Annotated in this window: 10 protein-coding genes and 2 pseudogenes; 5 read left to right on the top strand and 7 right to left on the bottom strand. The window is 55.4% G+C overall.

The window, feature by feature from the left end; genetic code table 11:
- From BLU28_RS11910 to tnpA, 3 genes and pseudogenes are all read right to left on the bottom strand, one after another.
- Positions 1-199 (bottom strand): annotated as a pseudogene (locus BLU28_RS11910) (IS66 family transposase); the annotation flags it as partial.
- A 68-nt stretch (positions 200-267) separates the two neighbouring features.
- Positions 268-621, bottom strand: a complete 354-nt coding sequence (tnpB, locus tag BLU28_RS11915) for an IS66 family insertion sequence element accessory protein TnpB (protein WP_077986351.1) — start codon at positions 619-621, stop codon at positions 268-270.
- A complete protein-coding gene (gene tnpA, locus BLU28_RS11920) occupies positions 618-1,004 on the bottom strand; it encodes an IS66-like element accessory protein TnpA (RefSeq protein ID WP_234794410.1) in 387 nt (128 codons plus the stop codon). The genes tnpB and tnpA overlap by 4 nt, the downstream gene beginning before the upstream one ends.
- 85 nt (positions 1,005-1,089) lie before the next feature.
- Here tnpA and BLU28_RS11925 point away from each other — a divergent pair.
- Positions 1,090-1,644, top strand: a pseudogene (locus tag BLU28_RS11925) (IS3 family transposase); the annotation flags it as partial.
- Between the two features lie 429 nt (positions 1,645-2,073).
- Here BLU28_RS11925 and BLU28_RS11930 read toward each other — a convergent pair.
- Positions 2,074-3,240: a nucleotide sugar dehydrogenase gene (locus BLU28_RS11930; protein WP_077986353.1), complete on the bottom strand. Its 1,167-nt coding sequence runs from the start codon at positions 3,238-3,240 to the stop codon at positions 2,074-2,076.
- A 692-nt stretch (positions 3,241-3,932) separates the two neighbouring features.
- Between BLU28_RS11930 and BLU28_RS11935 the strand changes: the two genes are divergently transcribed.
- Both BLU28_RS11935 and BLU28_RS11940 read left to right on the top strand, forming a co-directional pair.
- Positions 3,933-5,696: an ABC transporter ATP-binding protein gene (locus BLU28_RS11935; protein ID WP_077986354.1), complete on the top strand. Its 1,764-nt coding sequence runs from the start codon at positions 3,933-3,935 to the stop codon at positions 5,694-5,696.
- Positions 5,697-6,008: 312 nt separating this feature from the next.
- Positions 6,009-6,794, top strand: coding sequence for a 2-keto-4-pentenoate hydratase (locus BLU28_RS11940; RefSeq protein ID WP_077986355.1), 786 nt, complete (start codon positions 6,009-6,011; stop codon positions 6,792-6,794).
- Positions 6,795-6,874: 80 nt separating this feature from the next.
- Here BLU28_RS11940 and BLU28_RS11945 read toward each other — a convergent pair whose 3' ends face one another.
- Complete coding sequence (locus tag BLU28_RS11945) at positions 6,875-7,780, bottom strand: LysR family transcriptional regulator (protein ID WP_077986356.1); 906 nt, start codon at positions 7,778-7,780, stop codon at positions 6,875-6,877.
- Positions 7,781-7,956: 176 nt separating this feature from the next.
- Between BLU28_RS11945 and BLU28_RS11950 the strand changes: the two genes are divergently transcribed.
- Positions 7,957-9,012, top strand: coding sequence for an aldo/keto reductase (locus tag BLU28_RS11950; RefSeq protein WP_077986357.1), 1,056 nt, complete (start codon positions 7,957-7,959; stop codon positions 9,010-9,012).
- Positions 9,013-9,061: 49 nt separating this feature from the next.
- Here BLU28_RS11950 and BLU28_RS11955 read toward each other — a convergent pair whose 3' ends face one another.
- Positions 9,062-10,012, bottom strand: coding sequence for a bile acid:sodium symporter family protein (locus tag BLU28_RS11955; RefSeq protein WP_077986358.1), 951 nt, complete (start codon positions 10,010-10,012; stop codon positions 9,062-9,064).
- 193 nt (positions 10,013-10,205) lie between these two features.
- A complete protein-coding gene (locus BLU28_RS11960) occupies positions 10,206-11,006 on the bottom strand; it encodes a hypothetical protein (RefSeq protein WP_077986359.1) in 801 nt (266 codons plus the stop codon).
- Positions 11,007-11,145: 139 nt separating this feature from the next.
- Between BLU28_RS11960 and BLU28_RS11965 the strand changes: the two genes are divergently transcribed.
- A complete protein-coding gene (locus tag BLU28_RS11965; RefSeq protein WP_077986360.1) occupies positions 11,146-12,213 on the top strand; it encodes a linear amide C-N hydrolase in 1,068 nt (355 codons plus the stop codon).
- Positions 12,214-12,248: the final 35 nt, after the last annotated feature.

The following is a 12,248-nucleotide window of genomic DNA, read 5'->3' on the forward strand; positions in this document are numbered from 1 at the left end:
TCTCGGATTTGCGCCCAAAGGCTGCCTGCTTGAATGCTGCAACCAGCTTCTCAAGCCGTTCGATCCGCTCGTCCTTGCGGGCGATATGTTCGTCCTTGCTGGCTATCGCGACGTCCTTGGCCGCCTCGCGTGCCTGCGCCGCGATCAGCATCGCCTTCAGGGCGGCAACATTATCGGGAAGGTCGGCGGCATCAAGCATGGCCGGAAACTATCAAATCCGACCCGATTTGACTTCGGAATTCGCGGTACTGAGTCATCGTGCCACAGCTATTCGATCGCTTCCGGCGTTCTCGTCTGGACGGCATGAACCCGCCGCCAATCGAGGCCTGCGAACAACGCTTCGAACTGGGCGTGGGTCAAGGTCATCAGGCCATTCTTGATGCCAGGCCAAGTGAACGTGTGCTCTTCCAGCCTTTTGTAGGCCATGACGATTCCAGAGCCATCCCAGTAGATCAGCTTCAACCGATCCGCCTTGCGTGACCGGAACACGAAGACCGTTCCGGTGAAAGGGTCCTTGTGCAGCTCGTTCTTCACCAAAGTCGCCAACCCGTCATGACCCTTGCGGAAGTCGACAGGTTTGGTCGCCACCATGATCCTGACGCGGTTCGACGGGAAGATCATGTCGCTGCCGCCAAGGCGCGGGCGATGGCAGCGATCCGGGTGGCAGACGCACCTTCCTCAAGACGAATGGTGACGGGGCCGAGGACGATCTCGGGGCGACTGAGCATTTTAGGCGGCTGTTCCGAAACAGGCGGATCGACGATCACCGCCGCGAACTCTACCGCATCCTCCGGTGCTGGCAGGATCAGCTTGCCCTGCCGCGCCATCGTTCGCCAGGTGGAAAGGCTGTTGGCTCGCAATCCATAGCGTTGCGCAACTTCATTGACTGTCGTGCCAGGCCTTAAGCTTTCCGAAACGATCTTCGCCTTGACCTCATCAGGCCAATGTCGGTGAACCTCACGTCCAGGCTTCCCGGTTGTGAGAAACTCTAATGTAGTCTCCATGGAGAAACTCCCGTTCTTCATCCATGGACAGGCGATCACAGATCAGACGGCGGAGGACAATGTGGGAGTGGGACAAGCGGTTACACTAGACCGGGTGAACCGACAGTTCTTCGCTCCAGCGCCGAACATGCTGTCGTTATCCGATTTCACCTATGTCGCGACCTGGCAGGGCTTCGTTTACGTGGCCTTCGTCATTGATGCCTTCGCACGCCGTATCGTCGGTTGGCGGGCGAGCCGGACTGCCCATGCGGGCTTTGTGCTCGATGCCCTCGACCAAGCACTTCATGACCGGCGACCCGTCAAACGGGGCGGGCTGGTTCATCATTCCGACCGCGGCTCGCAATACGTGTCAATTCGCTATTCCGAACGGCTGGCGGAGGCGGGCATCGAGCCGTCTGTCGGGAGTGTCGGCGACAGTTACGACAACGCTCTCGCCGAAACGATCAACGGCCTTTACAAGGCCGAGGTAATCCATAGACGAGGACCGTGGCGCAACTTCGAAGCCGTGGAGTTCGCCACGCTCGAATGGGTCGATTGGTTCAACAACCGCCGCTTTCTGGAGCCCATCGGCAACATACCGCCAGCCGAGGCCGAAGAACGATATTACGCCATGCTGGGCGCGCCAGCCATGGCCGCATAACTTAAACCAAACGGTCTCTGGTAAAGCCGGCGCGGTTCAGACTGTCCGGTCGAAATGGGGGCAGCACAGCCAGCTTCTTGACCATTGCTGGCCCAGAAATCGGTCTTCGCCAATGCGCTCGCGCTCGGCAATCGCCAGCGAAATCTTCAACTTTGATGTGTCTAAGCCGATGAACGCCGCTCGCTCGCTTGTCATTTCTTCCCTAGCCGGTCGGTAGGTCGCCCTGAAGAGTTCAGATCCCCATGGATGGGGAGCGGGAAATTCTCCATGAAGACTTCATTCTAGTTACTTTGAACTAAGAAGCCGGGACGGAGGTTCAGCACCATTAGCGCGACGAGATCAAGGCCAAGAACTTTTTCGGAAAACTCGCGCACGGCACAGCGGGGCGGCTACCGATCGCCGCCGATTACATCACGTTCACACTTGCAATCAGTCTAAGTGAAATATATCCCTCGTATATACCTTTTCCCTGACATCAATTAGCTCATCCGAAAAGCGATTGGCCAGAATAATATCTGAGTTTCTTTTGAATAGACTAAGATTATCAACAACCATAGAATTGAAAAACCTCTCTCCAGAAAAGGTCGGCTCGTAGATAATTACGTCAATACCTTTTGCTTTTATTCTTTTCATAACACCTTGTATCGAGGAATATCTATAGTTGTCAGAATCAGACTTCATCGTAAGCCTGTAAATACCCACGGTTTTTGGATTTCTCTTTATTATCGATTCAGCAATAAAATCTTTCCTGGTGGTATTCGCATCAACGATCGCCCCAATAAGTGACTGAGGTACCATCGCGTAATTGGCAAGCAACTGCTTCGTATCTTTGGGCAAGCAATAACCGCCGTAGCCAAATGAGGGGTTATTATAGAATGATCCGATCCTCGGATCCAAGCACACGCCGTCTATGATTTCCTTGGTTCCCAAATTATGAACCTCAGCGTAAGTGTCGAGTTCGTTAAAGTATGCTACTCGCATCGCGAGATATGTATTGGAGAACAATTTGATAGCCTCAGCCTCACTGGAATTTGTCAAAATAATCGGCACTTCTTTAATAATCGCCCCGTCGAGCAACAGTTGGCCAAAAGCTCGAGCACGCTCACTCTTTTCTCCGACTACGATACGTGAAGGAAAGAGATTATCATGCAGCGCTTTTCCTTCTCTGAGAAACTCAGGGCAAAATATAATATTGGTAGTTTCAAAACGCTCACAGATTGCTTTCGTAAATCCCACGGGGACAGTTGACTTGATTACAATGAGTGCCTTTTGATTTATACTACCGATCTTCTCGATAACTGTCTCTACCGATCGCGTATCGAAGTGATTGGTCACAGGATCATAATTGGTTGGGGTGGCTACAATCACTATTTCAGCGTTACGGTACGCATAGTCCGGATCCGTCGTTGGCTCGAATTGAAGACGCCGATTTAGAAGATAGTCTTCGATTACCTCATCCGCAACCGGAGACCTGTGCCTCTTCAGCATCTCGATCTTTTCAACTATCGGATCATATCCTATGACGCTGTGTTTTTGTGAAAGCAAGATTGCATTGGACAAACCAACGTACCCGAGTCCTGCTACTGCAATTTTCACCGCACATCTCCCATTCGCTAAGAATTATTTCGCCCCGTCTAGTACGAAAAATGCGCAAGTTTCAATCGACCGCTCGTTTGGATTACCTACTCTTAACAAGTTTCATTGAGTGGTGACTCATAATGTTGGCGCCATATTCTTTGTCCAGCAAGCTTTACGGCGGCGCGGTAGTTTCCCTGGCGCTTGCCATGTCCGCTTTCGATGCTCCGCAAGTTACCGAGCCGCCGTAAAGCTTGCTGGACAAAGAATATGGCGCCAACATTATGAGTCGACCTCCTCAGCAGAAACGTAGCTGCAAACGGCTGAAATCGCTCAACTTTGCCTTGGTTAGTCTCGCGCATTCATTGATTACTATTGTTTCGCCTAGCCGCACGTGAGAAGGATGATCACGCACCTTCCGCGAGCGAGGTCACGCGTCGATATTGACAGACAGAATGAGGACGACTATTTCGTAGCGACTAATACGGGCCAAACATGGCTTGGAACGGAGCGTTATCCGTCGCAAACGTAAGTCGTTGCCGGGCAATCTTGATCGAAGTTCCGCACATCTCCGTGCAGCGCGGTTTGACGCTGTAACAACGTGAATACGAGTGACATGCTGACTAGGTGACACAACAACTACCTTTGCCACAGGGCGGTGAGCAGGTCTTGCTTTGGAACGTTATTCATCTTGAAATCGCAAGGATATTGCAGTGATCGGATCATTTTTGTCGTCAGACGACAAAAAGCTGTTAACTCGGCTGTTTAGAGAAAACTTCAAAAAACACGTCGGCTGGTATTCTGCGGCTATTGTTGCGATGATTATTGTCGCCGCAATGACGTCGTTAAGTGCCTGGATTATGCGCGACATTGTCAACAGTGTTTACATGAAGCAAGGGTTCAACGTTGTTCTAGAGATTGCTTTTGCTGTCGCCGCAATCTTCATCGTGAAGGGCTTGGCTACTTTTGTTCAAAGCTTCTATCTGAGCAAAGCGGGCAATAGCATTGTTGCTGAACAACAACGTAAGATTTACGATCGGCTCCTGAAGCAGGGCGTGTCATTCTTCCAGAACCTACCATCGTCAGAACTCCTCATCCGCGTCACCTACAACGCCCAGGCTGCGCGTAGCGTCATCGACACGATTGTCACTTCGTTCGTCCGCGACCTATTTTCACTGCTAGGCCTGATCATCGTGATGTTCGCCCAGAATTTCCTTCTGAGCGCGATTTCCATGGTTATTGGGCCTTTAGCAATACTCAGTGTCCGTCTCGTGCTGCGTCGTGTACGGAAGATAATGGAGGCCGAGCTCGCGTCGCTTGGTGAAATCGTCAACGTTGTTCAAGAAACCAGCATCGGTGTTAGGGTCATCAAAGCTTTTTCGTTGGAAAAACTAATGCGCCAGCGGATGAACAAGGCGGTTTCTGATGTTGAACATCGTGCCAATGGCATAGCCAAGTTGGAGGCGGCTACGAGCCCAATTATGGAGACTCTTTCTGGCCTTGCCATAGCCGTTGTCATTGCTGTATCGGGCTACACTGTACTGGAAAAGGGTGGCTCCCCAGGCGATCTCATGGCCTTTATAACTGCACTTCTCTTGGCCTACGAGCCTGCCAAGCGACTAGCACGCATGCGGGTGCAAATTGAAAGCGGCATGATAGGTGTGCGTATGATGTTCGAGGTGCTAGATGCTCCGCTTACGTTGACCGAGAACAAAAACGCAGTCCCGCTCCCGAAAGCAAGCGGCGATGTAGTACTGAAGAACGTCAGCTTTGAATACGTATCGGGCCAGCCTGTTCTCAAAGACGTTAGCGTCCTGTTCGAGGGCGGCAAGATGACCGCGCTCGTAGGCCCATCTGGCAGTGGTAAATCGACCATCATCAACCTCATAATGCGCCTTTACGACCCGCAGAACGGCTCCGTTGAAATCAATGGTATGGATTTGCGCGACGTCTCCTTTGCCAGCCTGCGCGAACATGTTTCTTACGTGGGCCAGGAAACCTTCTTGTTCTCCGGCACCATCCGCCACAACATCTCGGTGGGTCGTGACAACGCAACGGAGGAAGAGATCATCGCTGCCGCCAAGGCCGCAAATGCGCATGATTTCATCATGAAGATGCAGGATGGGTACGACACCAAGCTCGGAGAGAACGGCTCCGGCCTGTCCGGTGGCCAGCGACAGCGTGTGGCTATTGCTCGTGCAATGCTGCGAGACGCGGATATTCTGATTCTTGATGAAGCGACGAGCGCACTGGATTCAGAGTCAGAGGCACTTGTCCGCGACGCCTTAGAGCGTTTGACGTTTAACAAAACCTCTATCGTCATCGCTCACCGTCTTTCTACCATCAATCGCGCCGACAAGATCGTCGTGATGGACAACGGTGAAGTGGTCGAACAGGGCAGCCGACGTGAATTGCTGGCAAATGATGGTCTATACAAGCGCCTGCACAGCATTCAGTTCGAAGCGGATGTCGCGTAATCAACGAAGGAATCGAGCGGCAATACCGCTCGACTTCGCCTCTGTTAAAGATTTGAAGACATTTGCACTACGCGATTTTGTCTCGCGGTTAGTTTGTTGAAAACGGCGCGATCCACCATTTTTCTTCCGTCCTAAGAAGCCGTACGAGAAGGCGGTTGGCCGCCTTTGTGGTTGAAAAAATTCGTGGCTATTCCGCAGCGATGCTAAGGATCGCCCTCGACAAACGAACTCAACTGGACATTGTTCGACTTGGCAGGCTGCGCCAATCGTGACAGCGTCTCGCGCATGACATCATCAGGAAGACATGAGGTAATGACGGAGATCGGAAAACTGGCGGAGACGTTTGCAGAGACAAGCCGTCAGGGCACGAAAATTGCTCTTGCAGACCTTGAAGCGGAGGGTCTCGTTCCCGGGACCCTTCTAGCGGCCATGGCGGTTCAGCGGGCTTTTGCTGGAAACTGGGCAAAGCCGCTCGCCGGCTGGAAACTGGCGATCCGGCCGGATGGCGGGGCTGTTGGGGCACCTATTTTCGATTGCGTTAGGGTCGATGACGCCAATCTCGCTTCTTTTCCTCAAGATGGCACCGAAGGTGTCGAAGTCGAGATTTGCTTCACGCTTTCCGCCGACATCCCTGCTTCAACCGCTGGGCGGATGACAAGGGCCGATCTGACGGGATTTATTGACAGGGTCCATCTTGGCGCTGAACTTCTCCGCTACAGGCTGGTGGAGAAAAACCAGGTGCCGTTTCCGCTCTTTCTGGCGGATCGGCTGGCCAACCACGGCTTCGTCATCGGCCCGGAACTGGACGAAGGCATCGTGGAGGTCTTTACCGGGAACGGCGAGAACCTCCTGCAGCTCACCGTTAGAGAGGGAACGGTGTCGCTGTTCGATGCCAAGGTCAAGCATCCGAATGGTGATCCGCTTGCGCCGCTTGTCGCCTTCGCCAATTCGGCATTCAACACCGGCGACATGCTGAAGGCTGGCAATGTCGTGACGACGGGTAGCCTTTGCGGTGCGATACCAAGCGCACTTGCTGGCGACACGCGCGTAAGGCTGGAATCGGCTGGTGCTTTCACACTCTCAGGTCCGAAACGATAGCCTTCGCTCCTCAGGCTGCTACCGTTTTCCGGCAGCCTGAGGCCTTAATCCAATTCACGCCTTTTGTGGCACGTGGAACGTCACTTCACCCGCCCATACTCGCCGAGAAAATCGAGCAGGGCCCGAATACGTGCCGGAAGCGGTCCCCGTTGGCCGACATAAACGGCATGAACCATCTCCGTCTCACCCGTATCGAGATGATCGAGGACCGGGATCAGACGGCCGGCGGCGATATCCTCCCGCACGGTAAAAGCCGCAAGGCGAACCAGACCGACACCGGCAAGGGCAAGACGGCGAAGACCCTCGCCATCGCTCACCTGCACGCGTCCCGTCGCCGGAATGACGACGGTCTTTCCGGCGTCTCGCAACGGCCAGCCGTCGATTGATCGGGCGTAGCCGAATCCAAGGCGGTTGTGATCTTCGAGATCGGCTATTGTCTGTGGAATGCCATGACGCTCTAGATAATCCCGGGAGGCCGCGATGATCATTCTTGTCTCACCGAGTTTGCGGGCGACAAGCGTTGAGCTTTTCAGTGGTCCCGCGCGCACGGCCACATCCGTGCGTTCCGCAAGCAGGTCAACCACCAGATCCGTCTGGACGATATCAAGCGTGATGCCTGGATGGAGCGCCAGAAACCTTGGCAGGATGGGTGCAAGAATATGCGCTGCATAGGATGCGCTGGTGTTGATCCGCACGCGGCCGAGAGGCCGTTCACCTTCCCCGGCGGCGCGTTCGGCCTCTTCAATATCGGCGAGGATACGGGTGGCCCGTTCATAGAAGGCGCAGCCCTCGGGGGTGATCTGAAGCTGACGGGTGGAACGGTTGAGCAGGCGTGCGCCAAGGCGGCTTTCCAGCCGTGCGATCAGCTTGCTCACGGCGGAAGGCGTCATGCTAGCCGCAGCCGCCGCGCGGGAAAAACCACCAAGCTCAACGACCCGTACGAAGATCTCCATCTCCCCTGCCCGGTTGATCTCCAGTCGCGCCATGATGACTTCATCTCACAAGTGATAATAGTTTCGGCATTCTATTTCATTGAAGAGCAGGCGTCTATCTTACGACAAGCGATTGTAACACACCGCAGTTTTCATCTGTCAGATCAAGAATGGGCGCACAATGCGCCAAGCGCCACCAACGACCATTCGGAGCAACAAAGGAAAGTCTCATGGAATATCGCCAGCTTGGCAAATCCGGTCTGAGGGTGCCGGTCGTGAGTTTCGGCACCGGAACCTTCGGCGGCTCCGGCCCGCTCTTCAGCAACTGGGGCAATTCAGATGCGGCAGAAGCCCGACGCCTGATCGATATCTGTCTGGAAGCAGGCGTCAACCTCTTCGATACCGCCGATGTCTATTCCAATGGCGCATCGGAGGAAGTGCTCGGCGAAGCCATCAAGGGAAGGCGCGACAGCGTTCTGATCTCGACCAAAACCAGCCTGCCGATGGGTGACGGACCAAACGAGGCCGGGTCGTCCCGCTTCCGACTTCTGCGCGCGGTGGATGACGCCCTGCGCCGCCTAAAGACCGACTATATCGACATCCTTCAGCTTCATGCCTTCGATGCCTTTACACCGGTTGAGGAAGTGCTGTCGACGCTGGATACACTCGTCCGCTCCGGCAAGGTGCGATATACCGGCGTCTCGAATTTTTCAGGCTGGCAGATCATGAAATCGCTTGCCGTCGCGGACCGTTATGGCTGGCCACGTTATGTGGTCAACCAGGTCTATTACTCGCTTGTTGGCCGAGATTACGAGTGGGATCTGATGCCGCTCGGCGCGGATCAGGGTCTTGGCGCCATGGTCTGGAGCCCGCTTGGCTGGGGACGGCTGACCGGAAAAATCCGCCGCGGCACGCCGCTACCTGAGGGTAGCCGCCTGCATGAAACCGCCGGTTTCGGCCCGCCGGTGGATGATGAACATCTCTACCGCGTGATCGATGCGCTCGACGCCGTTGCGACGGAGACAGGCCGGACCGTACCGCAGGTCGCCCTGAACTGGTTGCTCAGACGCCCGACTGTTTCCACGGTCATCATCGGCGCGCGCAACGAGGAACAGCTTCGCCACAATCTCGATGCCGTGGGATGGGAACTGACATCCGCACAGCTAGCGACACTGGATAAAGCCAGCGAGACGACAGCGCCCTACCCGCATTTCCCGTATCAGCGCCAGGAGGGCTTTGCCCTGCTTAATCCACCGGCCGTGGCACGTCAGACAATGCCGTTCTAAGGCAGCGTCAGGCCGCCTGAACGACAGGCGGCCTGACAGACGCGGAGCTTCAGGCGGTTTTGTTGGCGGAGCCTGCATCCACCCGGCCCGAAAACCAGTTCGCCAGGATTGCGCCGGATATATTGTGCCATACGCTGAAAATGGCACTCGGAACGGCAGCGAGAGGCGAGAAATAGGCCGTGGCAAGTGCCGCACCAAGCCCGGAATTCTGCATTCCGACCTCAATCGCAATGGCCTTGCGTTTAGCAAGCGACAGGCCCGTTGCCTTTGCCGCGAGGTAACCGAGCAGATAGCCAAGGCCATTGTGCAGAACCACGACGGCAAAAATCATCAATCCAGACTGGGCGATGGACGCCTTGGATCCTCCGACCACCGCCGAGACGATGAGGACAATGCCAATGACGCTAACGAGCGGCAACGCCGGTACGGCGGTTTTGACAAGGCCGGGCAGCAGCTTTTGCAGGGCGGCACCCAGAGCCAGCGGAACCAGAACGACTTTGACGATGCTGAGAAACATGGCCCAGCCATCAACCGGCAGGAACTGGCTCGCGAACAGCCAGACGAGGAATGGCGTCACCAGCGGCGCCGCGAGCGTGGTGACCGAGGTGCAGGCGACCGACAGCGCGACATCGCCCTTGGAGAGATAGGTCATGACATTGGACGATGTGCCGCCAGGGCAGCAACCGACCAGAATGACGCCAGCCGCGACTTCCGGCGGCATGGGAATGATGCGGGTGAGCAGCACCGCCAGAAGCGGCATGATGAGAAACTGACCGAGCACGCCGATCGTCACATCGAACGGCCTTTTCACGACCTCCCTGAAGTCATCGACCGAAAGTGTGAGACCCATGCCGAACATGATGATTGACAGTAGCGTGACGATCCACGGCGCGATCTGCTTGAAGGTATCCGGAAAAAAGAAGCCGAGGACGGCAAACAGGATTACCCAGATGGCAAAAGTCTTGCCCACAAAAGCCGAAACGGCTGCCAGCGTTTTCATGTCTAAACTCCCATAAAGAACAGCACAGCCCGTCTATCCTCCAAGGAGTTCGTGTCAAGGCCAAACCAGCCGGCGTCGTACTCCTCCTCAAACTCACGGCTGCCCCACAGCTGTCTGGCGAAAATTCGGATTAGCGCGGTGCGAGAAACCTGTGCCCCGCCGCGCAGATGATCGATGGAATCCGAAAAGGTGATCAGAACCTGTAGGTGACACCGAGTATAGGCCCGCTCAATCGGGAATCAAAAACGTAACCATCGTGCGAATAATCGACATCAAGCACCTTATAGCCCGCCGAGACCGACAATGTGTCGGTAAAGATGTAGTTCACCGTCGCGAGCGCTGACCAGGTGAGATCCGATCCCGCGCCAAAGCCGCCGATATCAACCTGCGCCTGAACGGACAGCTTATCCGTCAAGCCAAAAAAAGCGCGCGCGCCGATGACGGGATCAATCCAGCCAAAACTTTCCTTGTGGGTGGCGGACACGCTGCCGATCAAGGGATGACTGGCGGTCACCGCCACCTCATTGGAAATATGCCAGAAGCGAGCCCCGGCCAGCGCGTCCAGCGAAAATCCATCTGCGTCAACGATGCGGTACCCGGCCTGCAGCGTCGCCATGAATTCCTGCGTGTCGACATCTGCATCGATTGCAGCGCCGGCCGGCAAGGTTGGTAAACCGGGAATCTGCAGCGCTGGCAGCGGCCCGGCCGCCTTGCTGTCCGTAGTATCGACATACATCAAGTCGCCGGAGAGGACGAAGCGGTCGTAGCGGCCCCATATGTTGAGAAACCCGCCGAAGTTGAGATCCTCCATAACGTCGGAGAAGGATTTTTCGACATGAAGCGTCGGCGCCCGCCGGAACGGCGAGATGTTGCCGTTCAAACCAGTGGCCCATAGATAACCCGTGGCCTGAAACGCCCAATCGGCTCCATCAACCGTTGCGGGCGCGGCACGAACCTCATCCGCGCCTAAGGCCGCAGTTGCGGAAAAGGCCATAAAGACCGCAAAAACCGATAATTTTAGCAATGCCTTCTCCCCAACTAATCGCCCGTAGCTAAACCTATTTGACTCCCGCCAACAAGTCCGATCTTCTATCATACGCTGTACCTTGTACCGAAAGCACCGGAGACGTTAAATGCGCCCGAAGACGCTGCCGCTTTTCACTGCCTTCACCGCCGCTATGTTTTCCGTCGCCACGCTCACCACGTCAGTTGCGGAAGCCTGCACGCGTTTCGTTTATTTGGGCGAAAATAATCAGGTAATGACGGCCCGTTCGATGGACTGGAAAACGGATGTGGGGACAAATATCTGGGTTTTCCCCCGCGGCATGGAACGCTCCGGTGAGGCCGGTCCGAACTCCATAAAATGGACCTCGAAATATGGCAGCGTCATTGCATCGGGTTACGACATTTCCACGACGGACGGCGTGAACGAGGCAGGCCTGGCGGCCAACGTTCTCTGGCTCGTTGAGTCGAGGTATCCCGTCTATGACGGGAAATCTCCGGGCTTGTCCATCGCAGCATGGGCGCAATACGTGCTCGACAATTTCGCGACCGTGGAGGAAGCGGTGCGTGCGCTCGAGAAAAACCCGTTCACGATCGTGACTGATAATGTCCCCGGCGAAGAGCGTCTGGCGACACTGCATCTATCGCTCTCCGATGGGAGTGGCGACAGTGCGATCGTTGAATATATCGATGGCAAGCAGGTCATCCATCACGGCCGCCAGTATCAGGTGATGACCAATTCGCCGACTTTCGACCATCAGTTGGCATTGAACGAATACTGGAAGCAGATTGGCGGCACCGTCATGCTGCCGGGCACGAACCGCGCGTCCGACCGTTTCGCCCGCGCATCCTTTTACGCAAACGCAATACCCAAAAGCGAAAACCCGGTCGAAGCCATCGCAAGCGTGTTCAGCGTAATCCGTAACGTCTCCGTTCCTTACGGCATCACGACCCCGGACCAGCCAAACATATCCTCCACCCGCTGGCGCACGGTGATCGATCACAAGCGCAAGCTGTATTTCTTCGAATCCGCGCTGACACCGAACATTTTCTGGATCGACCTCACGAAGCTCGATCTTTCCAAAGAGACGGGTGGCGTGAAGAAACTCGACCTCGGCGCCAATCAGATCCATATCTATTCCGGCATGGCGAATGACAGCCTGAAGGAGGCTCAACCTTTCAAATTTCTGGGGCTTTGAGTTTCATCCTGGCCGCTGCGGTTCCATGGTCGCCG

It is taken from the genome of Agrobacterium pusense, assembly GCF_900102105.1.
GTDB classification, from domain to species: domain Bacteria; phylum Pseudomonadota; class Alphaproteobacteria; order Rhizobiales; family Rhizobiaceae; genus Agrobacterium; species Agrobacterium pusense.